This window comes from Escherichia sp. WS338 (assembly GCF_046486405.1).
In the GTDB taxonomy this organism is placed as follows: Bacteria; Pseudomonadota; Gammaproteobacteria; order Enterobacterales; family Enterobacteriaceae; genus Escherichia; species Escherichia coli.
In genome coordinates, this window is record NZ_JBJQLL010000002.1 from 68,271 (window position 1) to 87,467 (window position 19,197).

Below are 19,197 nucleotides of genomic sequence, written 5' to 3' on the forward strand. Positions count from 1 at the left end.
ACTGGTAGCATCTGCATTCAACTGGATAAAATTACAGGGATGCAGAATGAGACACTTTATCTATCAGGACGAAAAATCACATAAATTCTGGGCGGTGGAGCAGCAGGGAAACGAACTGCACATCAACTGGGGTAAAGTCGGCACCAACGGACAAAGCCAGGTAAAAAGTTTTGCGGATGCAGCAGCGGCGGAAAAAGCGGGACTGAAGCTGATTGCAGAGAAGGTGAAGAAGGGGTATGTGGAGCAAGCGAAGGATAATTCTTTGCAACCTTCCCAAACGGTAACGGACTCTCTCAAGGTAGCTGACTTATCCACCATTATTCAGGAACAACCCTCTTTCGTAGCAGAAACCCGTGCGGCTGACAAAAATACAGATGCTGTTTTACCGTGGCTGGCGAAAGATATTGCTGTCGTTTTTCCGCCCGAAGTTGTACACACCACGTTAAGTCATCGCCGCTTTCCCGGAGTTCCTGTTCAGCAAGCAGACAAATTGACCCAATTACGTCGCTTAGCCTGTAGTGTGTCGCAACGGGATAATAAAACAGCCACATTTGACTTCAGCGCCTGTTCTTTAGAATGGCAAAACACCGTCGCCCAGGCGATCAGTCAGATCGACGGCCTGAAAACAACACAGCTACCATCACCCGTAATGGCTGTACTCACTGCACTTGAAATGAAATGCACAAGATATAAAGAGCGTGAGGATGTTATGGATCAGATTATTCAGGAAGGCGGTCTGGAATATGCTACTGATGTAATAATACATCTTCAACAAATATCTATTGAATGGGATTATGTCAACAATAATATTGTTTTCCTGTCGTCTGGCATTTCACCTGATTACTTGCAGCAATATTCCAGCTTTGAATTACGCCTACGTAAACATTTATCACTGGCGGAAGAGTCTCTCTGGCAAAAATGTGCACAAAAACTTATTGCCGCAATTCCACATATTCCAGAATGGCGGCAACCATTAATTGCTTTGTTATTACCCGAAAAACCAGAAATTGCACATGAAATTTCCCAGCGTCTACTGGGGCAAAAGAAATTACCCTCGCTTGAGTGGCTAAAAATAGTGGCGACTGATGAGCACATTCTTGCCTCATTAGAAAAATATCACGAGCCATATGCCATTTTTGATGATTACTATTGTGGTGCGATATGGTCAGCCACCGTATTACAGGAGCAAGGTGTTACAGCCCTGCCCCGATTTGCTCCCTATGCCGCAAGTGACTACTGCGCCGATGTGTTGCGTCATATCAATCATCCGTTCGCATTAACACTGCTTATACGTGTAGCCGGGCATACTAAACGCTGTCACGATCGAATGACGAAAGCCTGCGCTGCGTTCCCACACGCAGCACTGGCAGCACTGGCGGAACTTCTAGTGCAAAAAGAAGAGAATAGTTGGCGCATTATGCTAATGACGATGCTTATCTCGCAACCGACACTAGCAGAACAGGTCATTCCCTGGCTTTCGACACCCGCAGTTGCAGTGCTGAAATCATGTCAGCAACAACTGACACAGCCCTCAAACCATGCCAGCGCCGATCTACTGCCGGCCATAGTAGTCTCCCCACCATGGCTTTCGAAAAAGAAAAAATCGCCGATTCCGGTGCTGGATTTAGCACCGCTCAACCTCGAATCCATATGCACAATAACCGACACAGAAGCTAAAGAGTTTCAAACTCATTGGGACTGGGAACCGCATAAGCCAAGTGAAGGTGCTAAAAATTTCCTTTACTCGCTGGGGTATCGCCGCTGGGATTTTGACACATATAAATATATCGGCGCTTCTGACTCGGCAATTGACGCATGGGAACGTGAGGACTTCGCTACACTCATCCAAATGTTTAAAGCCCACCATGCACCGTATCAGGGGGAGTGGCATCTCAACTCACTTCCCTTTTTACCTATGCAAAAAGCGATTAAGCTATGGGAATTTCTCAGCAAAGAGCCGCATACCGCGATAAAACCAGTCATGCTTTATTTGCGACTGGCAGGTATGAGTGGTTTTCTACACTCGTTTTCACGCTACCCTCAAGAAGGTTTTGCGGTTGCTAATTATTTTGCCGCAACGGAACTGGCACCTGCCGTCGCCCGCGCCTTCAACAAACTCAAAACATTACGACAAGACGCCAGTAGCTGGCTGCTGAAATACCCGGAACACGCCATTACCGGCCTGCTGCCTGCAGCGCTCGGCAAAACCGGTGAAGCACAGGACAACGCCCGTGCTGCCTTGCGTATGCTTACTGAAAACGGTCATCAGCCATTGCTGCAAGAAATCGCCCGGCGTTATAACCAGCCGGAAGTAACCGATGCGGTGAACGCTCTCCTTGCGCTCGATCCCTTAGATAATCACCCGACAAAAATCCCCACTCTTCCGACCTTTTATCAGCCATCGCTCTGGACGCGCCCGTTATTAAAAGCAAACGCCCAATCACTGCCTGATAGCGCACTCCTCCACCTCGGTGAAATGCTCCGCTTCCCTCAGGAAGAGGCACTGTATCCAGGATTATTGCAGGTGAAAGATGCCTGTACCACCGACTCATTGGCTGAATTTGCCTGGGATCTGTTTACCGCCTGGCAGACCGCTGGCGCGCCGTCGAAAGAGAGTTGGGCGTTCACTGCGTTAGGCGTTCTCGGTAACGATGACACCGCCCGCAAACTGACGCCATTAATCCGTGCCTGGCCTGGTGAATCTCAGCATAAACGTGCCACCGTTGGGTTGGATATCCTCGCCGCTATCGGTAGTGATATCGCCCTGATGCAGCTTAACGGCATCGCCCAGAAACTGAAATTCAAAGCATTACAGGAGCGGGCAAAAGAAAAAATAGCCAACATTGCCGAGAGCCGCGAACTCACGGTGGCGGAGCTTGAAGATCGGTTAGCACCGGATCTCGGTCTGGATGATAACGGTTCGTTGCTGCTGGATTTCGGCCCACGCCAGTTCACCGTCAGCTTTGATGAAACCTTAAAACCGTTTGTGCGTGACGCTTCCGGCAGTCGTCTGAAAGACCTGCCCAAACCAAACAAAAGCGATGATGAATTACAGGCGAACAATGCTGTTAACCGCTACAAATTGCTGAAAAAAGATGCGCGTACCGTCGCCGCCCAGCAGGTAGCAAGGCTGGAATCCGCCATGTGCCTGCGTCGCCGCTGGTCACCGGAAAACTTTCAGCTCTTCCTGGTTGAGCATCCGCTGGTCCGCCACTTAACCCGCCGTCTGATTTGGGGCGTTTATAGCGCCGAAAACCAGCTACTGGCTTGCTTTCGCGTAGCGGAAGATAACAGCTACAGCACCGCTGACGATGATCTTTTCACCCTGCCGGAAGGCGATATCTCTATTGGTATTCCTCACGTTCTGGAAATATCACCGACGGATGCTGCCGCCTTCGGGCAGCTTTTTGCCGACTACGAACTGTTACCACCGTTCCGCCAGCTTGATCGTAACAGTTACGCGCTGACAGAAGCCGAGCGCAATGCCAGCGAACTGACACGCTGGGCAGGCAGAAAATGCCCGAGTGGTCGGGTAATGGGGCTGGCAAATAAAGGCTGGATGCGTGGTGAACCGCAGGACGGTGGCTGGATCGGCTGGATGATCAAACCTCTGGGCCGCTGGTCGTTAATCATGGAAATCGATGAAGGTTTTGCGGTCGGCATGTCGCCAGCCGAACTCAGTGCCGAGCAACTCTTAAGCAAGCTGTGGCTATGGGAAGGCAAAGCGGAAAGCTATGGCTGGGGGAGTAATTCAACACAGGAAGCGCAGTTCTCCGTACTCGATGCCATCACCGCCAGCGAGCTAATTAACGATATTGAAGCCCTGTTTGAATAAGGAAAGAGCATGGACAAGGAATTACCGTGGCTGGCGGATAACGCCCAACTGGAACTGAAATATAAAAAAGGCAAAACACCACTCAGCCATCGCAATTGGCCAGGCGAACCGGTACCTGTTATCACTGAAAACATCATTCAGACACTGGGTGATGAATTGCTACAAAAAGCAGAGAAGAAAAAAAACATTGTCTGGCGTTATGAAAACTTTTCACTGGAGTGGCAGTCCGCCATCACGCAGGCCATCAACTTGATCGGCGAACACAAACCCTCAATCACGGCCCGGACAATGGCGGCGCTAGCCTGTATCGCGCAAAATGATAGCCAACAGTTGCTCGACGAAATCGTCCAACACGAGGGGCTGGAATATGCAACTGAGGTGGTGATTGCACGCCAGTTTATTGTACGGTGTTATGAGAGTGATCCTCTGGTAGTAACATTGCAATATCAGAACGAGGACTATGGCTATGGTTATCGCTCAGAAACCTATAACGAATTCGATCTCCGATTGCGTAAGCATCTCTCTCTGGCAGAGGAAAGCTGCTGGCAGCGTTGCGCCGACAAACTCATTGCCGCACTGCCAGGAATAACCAAAGTTCGCCGCCCTTTTATTGCGCTGAACCTCCCGGAAAAACCCGAAATCGCCAACGAGCTGGTAAGCCTTGAATGTTCGCAAACTCATTTTCGCTCAAAAGAGTGGTTAAAAGTTGTTGCTGATGACCCTAAGGCGGTGAAAGAACTCGCACGTTACTGGAGCCAGGATATATTTAGCGATCGAGAAGCCAGCTACATGTCGCATGAAAACCACTTCGGCTACGCGGCCTGCGCTGCCCTTTTGCGCGAACAAGGACTGGCAGCCGTTCCGCGCCTCGCGATGTATGCACATAAAGAAGATTGCGGCAGTCTGCTGGTACAAATTAACCATCCGCAAGTCATCCGCACCTTGCTACTGGTGGCTGATAAAAACAAACCCAGCCTGCAACGTGTGGCTAAATACAGTAAAAACTTCCCCCATGCGACGCTCGCCGCACTGGCAGAACTGCTGGCGTTAAAAGCCCCCCCTGCGCGCCCTGGTTATCCCATCATCGAAGACCAAAAGCTGCCTGCACAGCAAAAAGCACGTGATGAATACTGGCATACGCTGTTACAAACGCTGATGGCATCGCAGCCACAACTGGCAGAAGAGGTGATGCCGTGGTTAAGTACTCAAGCCCGGGCAGTGCTGAATAGTTATTTATCGGCACCGCCCAAAACGGTTATTGATAGCACCGATAACAGCCAAATGCCTGAAATCCTCGTTTCACCACCGTGGCGTAGTAAGAAAAAAATGACAGCTCCACGTCTTGATTTGGCACCGCTCGAATTAACCCCGCAAGTTTACTGGCAACCAGGCGAACAAGAGAGGCTTGCCTCCACTGAGTCTGCCCGTTATTTCAGCACGGAATCTCTTGCTGAACGCATGGAACAAAAAAGTGGACGAGTTGTATTACAGGAACTGGGTTTTGGGGATGATGTATGGCTGTTTCTGAATTATATACTCCCCGGAAAACTGGATGCTGCACGCAATTCACTCATTGTTCAGTGGCATTACTACCCAGGGCGGGTTGAAGAGATCATGAATGGCTGGAGCTCCCCGGAAGCTCAATTAGCAGAACAGGCGCTTCGCAGCGGTCACGTAGAAGTGTTAATTAACATATGGGAAAATGACAGCTACTCACGTTATCGTCCGGAAAAGAGTGTCTGGAACCTGTATTTATTGGCACAGTTGCCGCGTGAGATGGCTTTGCCTTTCTGGCTACGTATCAATGAGAAAAAGCATCTGTCTGCGGGTGAGGACTATTTTCTCAGTATCTTCGGATTGGATGCTCTACCAGGTCTGCTGTTGGCTTTTTCACATCGTCCAAAAGAAACATTTCCGTTAATTTTAAATTTTGGCGCAACAGAACTGGCCCTGCCCGTTGCCCGCGTCTGGCGACGTTTCGCGGCGCAGCGTGATCTGGCCCGCCAGTGGATTTTACAATGGCCGGAACATACGGCTACTGCACTTATCCCTCTTGTCTTCACCAAACCCAGCGATAATAGCGAAGCTGCATTACTTGCCCTACGTTTACTTTACGAACAGGGACATGGTGAATTGCTGCAAACCGCGGCAAACCGCTGGCAGCGTACAGATGTATGGCCTGCCCTGGAGCATTTACTTAAACAGAGTCCAATAGAGATTTACCCGGCACGCATGCCAAAAGCCCCTGATTTCTGGCATCCGCTAATGTGGTCCAGGCCGCGCCTAATCATTAATCATCAACTTATTACCGATGACGCTCTGGAAATTATCGGCGAAATGCTGCGCTTTACCCAGGGGGGACGTTTTCATAGCGGGCTGGAACAACTGAAAACGTTCTGCCAGCCGCAAACGCTGGCAGCTTTTGCCTGGGATCTCTTCACTGCGTGGCAACAAGCTGGTGCCCCCGCAAAAGACAACTGGGCATTTCTGGCGTTAAGTCTCTTTGGTGACGAAAGCACGGCACGGGATCTAACGACACAGATCCTCGCCTGGCCACAAGAAGGCAAATCTACCCGTGCTGTCAGTGGCCTGAACATCCTTACCCTGATGAATAATGATATGGCGCTGATACAGCTGCATCATATATCGCAACGGGCGAAATCCCGCCCCTTACGTGATAACGCGGCGGAATTTCTTCAGGTGGTCGCAGAAAATCGCGGGCTAAGCCAGGAAGAGTTAGCGGACAGATTAGTCCCAACACTGGGCCTTGATGATCCGCAGGCGTTGAGTTTTGATTTTGGTCCCCGGCAGTTTACCGTTCGCTTCGATGAAAACCTTAACCCGGTTATCTTTGATCAGCAAAACGTTCGCCAGAAAAGCGTTCCCCGGTTGCGCACCGATGACGATCAACTGAAAGCGCCGAGGCACTGGCCCGATTAAAAGGGCTAAAAAAAGATACGACTCAGGTGAGCAAAAACCTGCTCCCCCGTCTTGAAGCTGCCCTGCGTACCACCCGACGCTGGTCGCTGGCAGATTTTCATTCTCTGTTTGTTAATCATCCCTTTACCCGTCTGGTTACCCAGCGATTAATATGGGGCGTGTATCCGGCAAATGAACCGCGTCGTTTACTCAACGCCTTTCGTGTGGCCGCAGAGGGGGAGTTCTGCAATGCGCAAGATGAGCCCATTGACCTGCCTGCGGATGCTCTGATTGGCATTGCCCACCCGTTAGAAATGACAGAAGGAATGCGCAGTGAATTTGCACAGCTTTTTGCCGATTACGAAATTATGCCGCCTTTTCGCCAGTTGGCGCGGCGCACGGTGCTGCTCACACCTGACGAGTCAACCAGTAACAGCCTGACTCGCTGGGAAGGTAAATCCGCTACCGTTGGGCAGCTTATGGGAATGCGATACAAAGGCTGGGAGTCAGGCTATGAGGACGCATTTGTCTATGGCCTGGGCGAGTACCGGCTGGTCCTTAAGTTTTCACCCGGTTTTAACCACTACAATGTTGATAGCAAAGCGTTAATGAGCTTCCGTTCTCTTCGAGTGTACCGTGACAATAAATCCGTCACTTTTGCCGAACTTGATGTGTTTGATTTGAGTGAGGCGTTAAGCGCACCTGACGTCATTTTCCATTAAAAACACAGCGGGCAGTGATGCAACTGCCCGTTATCAACACGACTTACCAGCGGGGAAAGCGATGATCGTGCAAAAAGAGCTGGTTGCTATTTACGATTATGAGGTCCCTGTACCTGAAGATCCGTTTTCCTTCAGACTTGAGATCCATAAATGCTCTGAATTATTTACAGGTTCCGTCTATCGACTGGAGCGATTCCGGCTACGTCCAACATTTCATCAACGTGATCGAGAAGATGCTGACCCGCTAATAAATGATGCGTTGATTTATATAAGAGATGAGTGTATTGATGAGCGGAAATTACGAGGTGAATCACCTGAAACTGTAATAGCAATTTTTAATCGTAAACTACAGAATATATTCAACCAACTAATAGAATATTACTTTATTAAAGGGGGAAGCGGTTTTCCCCCTTAGTTGCGTTTCAATTTGCCCATTACTTCAACAAATCAATCAACCGTAACAGAGCCACTAATAGCTCCAGTACAGCAATGAGCACGGTTAACTTTTGTGTCAGCGTGTCCATCCGCTCTCCTTATTAAGGAGCGCAACACCAGCACCTTACCCTTACACTGCCTGTCGACACTGGTTTACGTTTGTTGAGTCGCCATGTTGCACTCCGGATCAGAGCACTACCTGCGGCACCACCCGTCCGGTAGCCAGGACTTGAAATGGGTTCGATCCGGCGCAACTTCCCAACAGTCAGGATTATAAATCTCATTATCTTAATTGCAACACGGTCCAGCGGTGGTTATAATTCGTTAGTTGAGATGCCATGTTGCACTATCAGTAACTTAACATCAAAGTAGTAAATAAAAGAACCTGCCTCACCAGCAGGTTCTTTTATTTTCTGCGATCTACTTTCCAGATATTTTTCGCCAATAGCCCACCATAAATATTCACATCCCGGCCAAATAGTACGTTGATTATAAAATCGATGAATTTATAAATAAAAATGAGTTATATGATGAATTAATAAAAACAGTAATCATTTTATTAAAGGGGGAAACGGTATTCCCCCTTAGATGCGTTTCAATTTGCCCGTTACTTCAACAAATCAATCAACCGTAACAGAGCCACTAATAGCTCCAGTACAGCAATGAGCACGGTTAACTTTTGTGTCAGCGTGTCCATCCGCTCTCCTTATTAAGGAGCGCAACACCAGCACCTTACCCTTACACTGCCTGTCGATACTGGTTTACGTATGTTGGTACGAAACGTTGCTCTCCGGATCAGGGCACCGCCTGCGGCACCACCCGTCCAGCAGCCAGGACTTAAAATTGGTCCGATCCGGCACAACCTCCCAACGGGCAGGATTATAAATCTCATTCACTGAATTGCAATGGAGTGTGGATATGGTTATAATTTATTCGTTGGTACGAAATGTTGCACAATCAGCAAGTTAGCGTCATTGTAGTAAATAAAAGAACCTGCCTCACCAGCAGGTTTTTTTATTTACTGTGATCTGCTTTCCAGATATTTTTCGCTCAAACAACTAATGCGGCAAACATTTATTGCGCGTAAAATATCGTTTATTTCATTAATACATTTCAGGGATGAATATATGTCACCGCAGAATAATCATCTGCAGCGTCCGCCTGCCGCTGTGTTATACGCCGATGAACTGGCAAAATTAAAACAAAATGATCACGCACCTTGCCCGCCCGGTTGGCAGTTAAGTTTGCCTGCGGCCCGCGCTTTTATCCTTGGCGATAGCGCGCAAAATATTAGCCGTAAAGTCGTGATCAGTCCCTCCGCTGTCGAACGCATGTTAGTCACTCTCGCTACCGGGCGCGGTTTGATGTTGGTGGGGGAACCTGGCACCGCAAAATCGCTCCTGTCTGAATTACTGGCAACCGCTATTAGCGGCGATGCCGGGTTAACCATCCAGGGCGGCGCATCTACCACCGAAGATCAAATCAAGTACGGCTGGAACTACGCCCTGCTTATCAACCATGGTCCGTCAACGGAAGCGCTGGTCCCTGCCCCGCTTTACCAGGGAATGCGCGACGGCAAAATTGTCCGTTTTGAAGAGATAACGCGTACACCGCTGGAAGTACAAGACTGTCTGTTAGGTATGCTTTCTGACAGGGTAATGACGGTGCCGGAACTCACCGGTGAAGCCAGTCAGCTCTATGCGCGAGAAGGCTTTAATATTATTGCCACTGCCAATACCCGCGATCGCGGCGTCAATGAGATGAGTGCCGCGCTAAAGCGTCGCTTCGATTTTGAAACCGTCTTTCCGATTATGGATTTCGCCCAGGAGCTGGAACTGGTCGCCAGTGCTTCGGCGCGTTTGCTGGCCCATAGCGGTATTCCGCATAAAGTGCCTGACGCGGTACTGGAGTTACTGGTCCGCACCTTCCGCGATCTGCGTGCCAACGGCGAAAAGAAAACGTCAATGGATACCCTGACGGCAATTATGTCCACCGCTGAAGCCGTGAACGTGGCCCACGCAGTGGGCGTCCGCGCCTGGTTTTTAGCGAATCGCGCAGGTGAGCCAGCCGATCTGGTGGACTGTATTGCCGGAACCATCGTCAAAGATAACGAAGAAGATCGCGCGCGCCTGCGCCGTTACTTCGAACAGCGAGTCGCCACACATAAAGAAGCTCACTGGCAGGCTTATTATCAAGCCCGCCACCGCCTGCCGTGAGGAAAGATGCATGAGCGAGCCGTTAATTGTCGGCATCCGGCATCATAGTCCGGCCTGCGCCCGGCTGGTGAAATCGTTAATCGAAAGCCAGCGGCCACGATACGTGTTGATTGAAGGCCCGGCTGATTTTAATGACCGGGTAGACGAACTGTTTTTAGCCCACCAGCTTCCGGTAGCTATTTACAGTTATTGCCAGTATCAGGACGGTGCAGCCCCCGGGCGTGGTGCCTGGACGCCATATGCTGAATTTTCGCCGGAGTGGCAGGCGCTACAAGCCGCTCGTCGTATTCAGGCACAAACTTACTTCATCGATTTGCCTTGCTGGGCGCAGAGTGAAGAAGAGGACGATTCGCCTGATACGCAAGAGGAAAGCCAGACCTTGCTGCTGCGTGCCACCCGCATGGATAACAGCGACACCCTGTGGGATCACTTGTTCGAAGATGAAAGCCAGCAAACTGCATTACCCTCTGCACTGGCGCACTATTTTGCACAACTGCGGGGCGATTCCCCCGGAGATGCTCTCAATCGTCAGCGCGAAGACTTTATGGCCCGCTGGATTGGTTGGGCGATGCAGCAAAACAATGGCGACGTGTTAGTCGTCTGCGGTGGCTGGCACGCTTCTGCACTGGCAAAAATGTGGCGCGAATGCCCGCAGGAAATTAACACGCCGGAATTGCCCTCGCTGGCAGATGCCGTTACAGGTTGTTATCTCACCCCCTACAGTGAAAAGCGCCTTGATGTGCTGGCAGGATACCTTTCCGGTATGCCTGCCCCGGTCTGGCAAAACTGGTGCTGGCGGTGGGGCTTGCAGCAGGCAGGTGAACAACTGCTGAAAACGGTTCTTACCCGTTTGCGCCAGCACCACTTGCCTGCTTCAACAGCGGATATGGCTGCCGCTCATCTGCATGCGATGGCACTGGCACAGTTGCGTGGTCATACACTACCGTTACGCACTGACTGGCTGGATGCCATAGCAGGCTCGCTGATTAAAGAAGCCCTGAATGCGCCGTTGCCGTGGAGCTATCGCGGCGTTATTCATCCCGATACCGATCCGATTCTGCTAACGTTGATAGACACATTAGCGGGTGACGGATTCGGTAAACTTGCCCCCTCTACGCCACAGCCGCCTCTGCCAAAAGATGTCACCTGCGAACTGGAACGTACAGGAATCTCTTTTCCGGCAGAGCTTACTTTAAATCGCTTTACCCCCGATGGACTGGCGCAAAGTCAGGTGTTACATCGGCTGGTAATACTGGAGATCCCAGGGGTTGTGCGCCAGCAGGGAAGTACACTGACACTTGCAGGCAACGGTGAAGAACGCTGGAAATTAACCCGCCCGCTTAGCCAACATGCGGCATTAATTGAGGCCGCCTGCTTTGGTGCCACACTCCAGGAAGCCGCACGCAATAAATTAGAAGCCGATATGCTGGACGCGGGTGGAATCGGCAGTATCACCACATGTCTTAGCCAGGCGGCGTTAGCGGGTCTGGCGTCCTTCAATCAACAATTACTGGAGCAACTCACATTATTAATCGCCCAGGAAAATCAGTTTGCCGAAATGGGCCAGGCGCTGGAAGTGCTATATGCCTTATGGCGGCTGGATGAAATTAGCGGTATGCAGGGCGCGCAGATATTACAAACGACATTATGCGCGGCCATCGATCGCACGCTGTGGCTATGTGAATCCAACGGCAGACCGGATGAAAAGGAGTTTCACGCTCACCTGCATAGCTGGCAAGCGCTTTGCCATATCCTGCGCGATCTACATAGCGGCGTTAATTTACCCGGCGTTTCTCTTTCTGCGGCGGTAGCCTTACTGGAGCGACGCAGTCAGGCGATTCATGCCCCGGCGCTGGATCGCGGCGCGGCACTTGGCGCACTGATGCGTCTGGAACATCCCAACGCCAGTGCCGAAGCGGCGCTGACAATGCTGGTGCAATTATCCCCGGCACAATCCGGCGAAGCGCTGCACGGTTTGCTGGCGCTGGCCCGCCATCAACTGGCCTGTCAGCCGGCATTTATCGCCGGTTTCAGTAGTCATTTAAATCAACTGAGTGACGACGATTTTATTAACGCCCTGCCCGATTTACGCGCGGCGATGGCCTGGCTACCACCACGAGAACGCGGGACGCTGGCGCATCAGGTGCTTGAGCATTACCAGCTCGCACAGCTTCCCGTTTCAGCGCTGCAAATGCCGTTGCATTGTCCACCGCAAGCCATTGCACATCATCAACAACTCGAACAGCAGGCACTGGCATCGCTGCAACACTGGGGAGTTTTCCATGTCTGAACTGAACGATCTTCTGACCACCCGTGAGCTACAACGCTGGCGATTAATTCTTGGCGAAGCGGCAGAAACGACGCTTTGTGGGCTGGATGACAACGCCCGGCAGATAGACCACGCGATGGAGTGGCTGTATGGGCACGATCCTGAACGGTTCCAGCGTGGTGAACGCTCCGGTGGATTAGGTTGCTCAAATCTCACCCCCCCTGAGTGGATCAACAGTATTCACACGCTGTTTCCGCAACAGGTGATTGAACGGCTGGAAAGCGATGCCGTACTGCGCTACGGCATTGAAGATGTGGTGACGAATCTCGACGTGCTGGAACGTATGCAACCGTCTGAAAGCCTGCTACGCGCCGTTTTGCACACCAAACATCTGATGAATCCCGAAGTACTGGCTGCCGCCCGCCGGATAGTACGCCAGGTTGTTGAAGAAATTATGGCTCGACTGGCAAAGGAAGTTCGTCAGGCTTTTTCTGGTGTCCGCGATCGCCGTCGCCGCTCATTTATTCCACTGGCGCGAAACTTTGATTTCAAAAGTACTCTGCGCGCCAACCTGCAACACTGGCACCCGCAACACGGCAAGTTGTATATCGAATCCCCCCGCTTTAACAGCCGCATTAAACGCCAAAGCGAACAATGGCAACTGGTCTTACTGGTTGATCAAAGCGGATCGATGGTCGATTCGGTGATCCACTCTGCGGTGATGGCGGCCTGTTTATGGCAGTTACCCGGCATTCGTACCCATCTGGTGGCGTTTGACACCAGCGTGGTTGATCTCACGGCAGACGTTGCCGATCCGGTAGAGTTATTAATGAAAGTACAACTGGGCGGCGGGACCAATATCGCCAGTGCCGTGGAGTATGGTCGGCAACTTATTGAACAACCTGCAAAAAGTGTCATTATTCTCGTGAGCGATTTTTATGAAGGTGGGTCATCATCATTGCTGACGCATCAGGTGAAAAAGTGTGTCCAGAGCGGCATCAAAGTGCTGGGGCTGGCAGCGCTCGACAGCACCGCAACGCCTTGCTATGACCGCGATATGGCCCAGGCGCTGGTTAATGTCGGCGCACAAATAGCCGCAATGACACCGGGCGAGCTGGCTTCCTGGCTTGCGGAGAATCTTCAGTCATGAATTCACTACGTCCGGAATTATTAGAACTGACGCCGCAGGCCCTGACGGCGTTAAGCAATGCCGGTTTTGTTAAGCGCAGCCTTAAGGAACTGGAAAATGGCAACGTCCCGGAAATCAGTCATGAGAACGGCGCTTTAATCGCCACCTTCAGTGACGGTGTCCGCACCCAGCTGGCGAACGGTCAGGCACTGAAAGAGGCTCAGTGCAGCTGCGGGGCCAGCGGCATGTGCCGCCATCGCGTGATGCTGGTGTTAAGTTATCAGCGACTTTGCGCCACCACCCAGCCTACGGAAAAAGAAGAAGAGTGGGATCCGGCAATCTGGCTGGAAGAACTGGCTACCCTGCCCGATGCCACCCGCAAACGCGCGCAGGCGCTGGTCGCTAAAGGCATCACCATTGAGTTGTTCTGTACGCCAGGCGAAATTCCCTCTGCCCGCTTACCGATGAGCGATGTGCGTTTTTATTCCCGCAGCAGTATTCGTTTCGCCCGTTGTGATTGTATTGACGGCACACTTTGCGAACATGTCGTACTGGCAGTACAGGCCTTTGTCCAGGCAAAAGCGCAGCAAGCGGAATTGACTCATTTAATCTGGCAGATGCGCAGCGAACACGTCACATCATCTGACGATCCGTTTGCCAGCGAAGAAGGCCAAACGTGTCGTCAATATATTCAACAATTAAGTCAGGCATTATGGCTGGGCGGCATCAGCCAGCCGCCAATCCATTACGAGGCCGCGTTCAGCCGCGCACAGCAGGCGGCGGAACGCTGTAACTGGCGCTGGGTGAGTGAATCGCTACGGCAACTGCGCGCCAGCGTTGATGCCTTCCACGCCCGCGCCAGCCACTATCATGCCGGAGAATGCTTACGTCAGCTTGCGGCATTAAACAGTCGATTAAATTGCGCACAAGAGATGGCGCGGCGCGACAGTGTTGGTGAAGTTCATCCGATGCCGTGGCGCACGGTCGTTGGCGCTGGCATTGCCGGAGAAGCAAAGCTTGATCATCTGCGGCTGGTGTCTTTAGGTATGCGTTGCTGGCAGGATATTGAGCAGTATGGTTTACGCATCTGGTTTACCGATCCCGACACCGGCAGTATTTTGCATCTTTCGCGTAGTTGGCAGAGAAGCGAACAGGAAAACTCACCGGCCGCGACGCGTCGGCTGTTTAGTTTTCAGGCTGGCGCACTGGCGGGCGGGCAAATTGTTTCACAAGCAGCAAAACGCAGTGCCGATGGCGAGCTGCTGTTAGCTACCCGCAACCGCTTAAGCAGCGTTGTGCCGCTGTCGCCTGATGCCTGGCAAATGTTGAGCGCGCCGTTACGCCAGCCGGGCATTGTGGCTTTGCGTGAATATTTACGCCAGCGTCCCCCCGCCTGCATACGACCACTCAACCAGGTCGATAACTTATTTATTCTGCCGGTAGCGGAGTGTATTTCGCTCGGTTGGGATAGCAGCCGCCAGACGCTGGATGCGCAGGTAATCAGCGGCGAAGGGGAAGATAATGTGCTGACGTTATCCCTTCCAGCATCTGCCTGTTCTCCTTTTGCCGTTGAACGCATGGCAGCTCTGTTACAACAAACAGACGACCCCGTGAGTCTGGTTTCTGGCTTTGTCAGTTTTGTTGATGGGCAATTGACACTGGAACCACAGATAATGATGACAAAGACTCGTGCCTGGGCGCTGGACGCAGAAACTGCGCCTGTGGCTCCGCTACCTTCTGCCAGCGTTTTGCCTGTGCCGTCTACCGCTCATCAGTTGCTGATGCGCTGCCAGGCGTTACTTATTCAACTGCTCCATAACGGCTGGCGCTATCAGGAACAGAGTGCTATTGGTCAGGCAGAGTTGCTGGCGAATGACCTCACCGCGGTCGGTTTTTATCGGCTGGCACATGTGTTGGCACAATTTCGTAATACAGAAAGCGATGCACGGGTAGAAGCAATGAATAACGGTGTTTTGCTTTGCGAACAATTATTCCCCATGCTTCAGCAACAAGGATGAAATAGTGCTTTTTACTAAGAGTTCTACTCCAGTTCCGGACTGCTCACGCCACAGTATTAGGCATATCCTATATAGCCCCTGGTGAGAGTCACCAGTTCCTTGATTAAATAAAATGGAGTTTTACATGAAGGCTTTCAATAAGCTGTTTTCCCTTGTTGTTGCATCTGTTCTGGTTTTCTCTCTTGCTGGCTGCGGTGACAAAGAAGAATCGAAAAAATTCAGCGCCAATCTGAACGGTACTGAAATTGCCATTACCTATGTCTACAAAGGTGACAAGGTGCTTAAGCAATCTTCTGAAACCAAAATTCAATTTGCCTCCATTGGTGCAACCACCAAAGAAGACGCTGCCAGGACACTTGAGCCGTTAAGCGCCAAATACAAAAACATCGCGGGTGTTGAAGAAAAATTAACCTATACCGATACTTACGCGCAGGAAAACGTGACTATCGATATGGAAAAAGTGGATTTCAAAGCCCTGCAGGGTATTTCAGGAATCAACGTTTCTGCTGAAGATGCCAAAAAAGGTATCACTATGGCGCAAATGGAACTGGTGATGAAAGCCGCTGGTTTTAAAGAAGTGAAATAATCTGTCGGCGGCCATGTTTTTGCATGGCCGCCATACCCGTCTTAGCTTTTCTTCACATGCTGGCGCGCTGCCAGTCCACGCAGAAAATAACGTAAAAATTGATCGCCGCATTCGCGGAAGTTTTTATGATCCGGTGCGCGCATCATCGCTGTAATTTCCGGCATCGAAACGCGGAACTGCTGTTCGGTGAGGATCGCCAGAATGTCATCGGTTTTCAGCGAAAACGCGATGCGTAATTTTTTCAGCACGATGTTGTTATTAATGCGACGTTCCGGCTCCAGTGCCGGAGCAGACTCATCCTTGCCGCGTTTTTCATAAATCAGGCCATTGAGGAATGACGACAAAACAATGTCCGGACAACGCTGAAAACCCTCTTCGTCTTCTTTACGTAGCCAGACGGCGATCTGTTCCGCGGTGGCTTCGACATTACCCAGCGCCAGAATACGCACCAGGTCATTATTATTGGCTTTCAAAATGTAGCGCACGCTGCGCAGAATATCGTTACTTAGCATGAGGCCTTCAGGTGTTGATGAGGCAAAAAGCCATTTTAGCAGTCTTTTACAGGCCAATCGCCTCTTTTAAGCTTTTCAGATAACGGCGGCTGACCGGCACGGTTAAGCCATTACGCAAAATCAACTCGGCCTGGCCGTTATCTTCCAGACGAATCTCCTGTAAATGCGCGAGGTTAACCAGATACTGACGATGGCAGCGCAGTAGTGGTGTACGACTTTCCAGGGTACGTAATGTCAATTCGGTAAAGCCCTCTTTCCCTTCGTGGCTGGTAACGTAGACACCGCTCATCCGACTGCTGACAAATGCCACATCTTTCATTTGCAGTAAATAAATCCGACTATGCCCCGTACAAGGGATAAATTTCAGCGCCTGTTGATTTTCCGGTAACAGCGAAACATCCTGCTTACTGCGTTCCTGACGCAAACGCGCCAGCGTTTTCTCCAGTCGCGCTTCATCAATTGGCTTCAGCAGATAGTCAAAGGCATGTTCTTCAAAGGCTTTAATAGCGTATTCGTCAAACGCGGTGAGAAAAACGATATACGGTCGATGTTCGGGGTCGAGCATCCCCACCATTTCCAGACCACTGATGCGCGGCATCTGGATATCGAGAAACAGCACATCCGGGCGCAGTTTATGCACCGCGCCGATCCCTTCTACGGCGTTAGAACACTCTCCAACGATTTCAATATCGCTCTGCTCCTGCAAAAATACGCGCAGGTTCTCCCGTGCAAGCGGTTCATCATCGACAATTAAGACTTTAATCATGCCTCGTCCCTCCATGGTAGTCGTAACGTTATTCGGGTGTAACAATCAGGCTCACAGGCGACGCTTATCCCATAGTCATCGCCAAACCGTTCACGTAAACGCTTATCCACCAGATTCATCCCCAGCCCACTGGCATTGGTTACCGGTTGATACAAACCGGCATTGTCTTCGATCTCCAGCATCAAATGTTGCCCCTCACGTCGGGCGCTGATTGCCACTCGCCCTGTATCCAGCAGTTGTGATGTCCCATGTTTAATGGCGTTTTCCACTATCGGTTGCAGGGTAAACGCGGGCAATTGCTGCTGGGATAATTCTTGCGGAATAGCAATGTTGACCTGCAACCGCGACTGGAAGCGCGCCTTTTCAATTTGCAGATAAGCGTTCACATGTTCAATTTCGTCTGCGAGAGTAACAAACTCCGAAGGCCGCTTTAAGTTTTTGCGGAAAAAAGTGGAAAGATACTGGACCAGCTGGCTGGCCTGTTCGCTGTCGCGGCGGATCACCGCTTTAATGGTGTTAAGCGCATTAAACAAAAAATGGGGGTTCACCTGGGCGTGAAGCAGTTTGATCTCTGACTGGGTGAGCATCGCTTTTTGCCGCTCATATTGCCCGGCGAGGATCTGCGCCGAAAGCAGTTGCGCAATCCCCTCGCCCAGCGTGCGGTTGATTGAACTGAATAAACGGTTTTTGGCTTCATACAATTTGATGGTGCCCATCACCCGCTGATTTTCGCCACGCAACGGAATTACCAGCGTCGACCCCAGTTTGCATTGCGGATGCAAAGAGCAACGATAAGGTACTTCGTTGCCATCAGCGTAGACCACTTCACCGGTTTCAATCGCTTTTAAGGTATAAGTCGAAGAAATCGGTTTGCCGGGTAAATGGTGGTCGTCACCAATTCCGGTAAAGGCCAGCAATTTCTCTCGATCGGTAATCGCGACTGCACCAATATCCAGCTCCTGATACAGCACCTGTGCCACTTTCATGCTGTTCACTTCGTTAAACCCCTGGCGCAAAATGCCTTCCGTCGAGGCCGCCACTTTCAGCGCAGTGGCAGAAAAAGCCGAAGTGTATTTTTCAAACATCGCGCGTTTATCGAGCAATATACGCATAAACAACGCCGCGCCGACGGTATTGGTGACCATCATTGGCGCAGCAATATTACTCACCAGACGCACCGCATCTTCATAAGGTCGGGCGATCGCCAGGATAATCAACATTTGCACCATTTCAGCGACGAACGTGACGGCACCGGCGGTAATGGGGTTAAAGACTTTATCAGTGCGCCCGCGACGGATCAGGATGCTGTGTACCAGGCCGCCGAGCAATCCTTCAACGATGGTCGAGATCATGCAACTTAGCGCGGTCATGCCCCCCATCGAATATCGATGTAACCCGCCGGTCAGACCAACCAGCCCACCGACGACCGGACCGCCGAGTAAGCCGCCCATTACCGCACCTATCGCACGGGTATTGGCAATAGAATCGTCAATGTGCAACCCAAACCAGGTGCCCATGATGCAGAAGATGGAAAAGACGATGTAGCAGAGAAATTTATGCGGCAGACGAACCGTGACCTGCATTAACGGTATGAATAATGGCGTTTTACTCATTAACCACGCAATGACTAAAAAAACGCACATCTGCTGAAGCAGCAGCAACACCAGATTAAAATCGTACATACCCGCAAACCACACTTCCCTTTAAAACGCGTAACATACATTGCTTGCGTTTAACTTTCTTTGAACTCTTGCAGAAAAATGAGAATTCGTGAGTACGATCACTCAAAA

The 19,197-nt window shown here is 51.0% G+C and carries 10 protein-coding genes and 1 pseudogene; 8 read left to right on the forward strand and 3 right to left on the reverse strand.

Going from position 1 to position 19,197, the window contains the following annotated elements:
• The first annotated feature begins 46 nt into the window (after positions 1 to 46).
• From ACJHWT_RS01770 to ACJHWT_RS01805, 8 genes and pseudogenes are all read left to right on the forward strand, one after another.
• Entirely contained in the window at positions 47 to 3,835 is a 3,789-nt protein-coding gene (locus ACJHWT_RS01770) for a DUF4132 domain-containing protein (RefSeq protein ID WP_021539237.1), read from the forward strand.
• A gap of 9 nt (positions 3,836 to 3,844) precedes the next feature.
• Positions 3,845 to 7,476: pseudogene (gene yehI / locus ACJHWT_RS01775) on the forward strand (DUF4132 domain-containing protein YehI).
• Positions 7,477 to 7,537: 61 nt separating this feature from the next.
• Complete coding sequence (locus ACJHWT_RS01780) at positions 7,538 to 7,891, forward strand: hypothetical protein (protein ID WP_000636928.1); 354 nt, start codon at positions 7,538 to 7,540, stop codon at positions 7,889 to 7,891.
• 1,147 nt (positions 7,892 to 9,038) lie between these two features.
• Positions 9,039 to 10,127, forward strand: a complete 1,089-nt coding sequence (locus tag ACJHWT_RS01785) for an ATP-binding protein (RefSeq protein WP_001563691.1) — start codon at positions 9,039 to 9,041, stop codon at positions 10,125 to 10,127.
• A gap of 10 nt (positions 10,128 to 10,137) precedes the next feature.
• Positions 10,138 to 12,417: a DUF5682 family protein gene (locus tag ACJHWT_RS01790; protein ID WP_021539238.1), complete on the forward strand. Its 2,280-nt coding sequence runs from the start codon at positions 10,138 to 10,140 to the stop codon at positions 12,415 to 12,417.
• A complete protein-coding gene (locus tag ACJHWT_RS01795) occupies positions 12,410 to 13,546 on the forward strand; it encodes a vWA domain-containing protein (RefSeq protein WP_021539239.1) in 1,137 nt (378 codons plus the stop codon). Before ACJHWT_RS01790 ends, ACJHWT_RS01795 begins: the two co-directional genes overlap by 8 nt.
• On the forward strand, positions 13,543 to 15,543 hold the full coding sequence (locus tag ACJHWT_RS01800; RefSeq protein WP_021539240.1) for an SWIM zinc finger family protein: 2,001 nt from the start codon (positions 13,543 to 13,545) through the stop codon (positions 15,541 to 15,543). Before ACJHWT_RS01795 ends, ACJHWT_RS01800 begins: the two co-directional genes overlap by 4 nt.
• Before the next feature lie 124 nt (positions 15,544 to 15,667).
• Positions 15,668 to 16,129 carry a YehR family lipoprotein gene (locus ACJHWT_RS01805; protein ID WP_001296231.1) on the forward strand — a complete coding sequence of 154 codons (462 nt, stop codon included), beginning with the start codon at positions 15,668 to 15,670 and terminating at the stop codon, positions 16,127 to 16,129.
• A gap of 41 nt (positions 16,130 to 16,170) precedes the next feature.
• Here the strand turns inward: ACJHWT_RS01805 and ACJHWT_RS01810 are convergent, their stop codons facing one another.
• From ACJHWT_RS01810 to btsS, 3 genes are read right to left on the reverse strand one after another with little or no spacing between them, the layout of a single operon-like run.
• Entirely contained in the window at positions 16,171 to 16,641 is a 471-nt protein-coding gene (locus tag ACJHWT_RS01810) for a DUF1456 family protein (RefSeq protein ID WP_001295430.1), read from the reverse strand.
• Between the two features lie 46 nt (positions 16,642 to 16,687).
• The gene (gene btsR / locus ACJHWT_RS01815) at positions 16,688 to 17,407 is read right to left on the reverse strand and encodes a two-component system response regulator BtsR (RefSeq protein ID WP_000598641.1); all 720 of its coding nucleotides are present in this window, start codon (positions 17,405 to 17,407) and stop codon (positions 16,688 to 16,690) included.
• Positions 17,404 to 19,089: a two-component regulatory system sensor histidine kinase BtsS gene (gene btsS, locus ACJHWT_RS01820; protein WP_001309587.1), complete on the reverse strand. Its 1,686-nt coding sequence runs from the start codon at positions 19,087 to 19,089 to the stop codon at positions 17,404 to 17,406. Before btsS ends, btsR begins: the two co-directional genes overlap by 4 nt.
• Between the last annotated feature and the right edge of the window lie 108 nt (positions 19,090 to 19,197).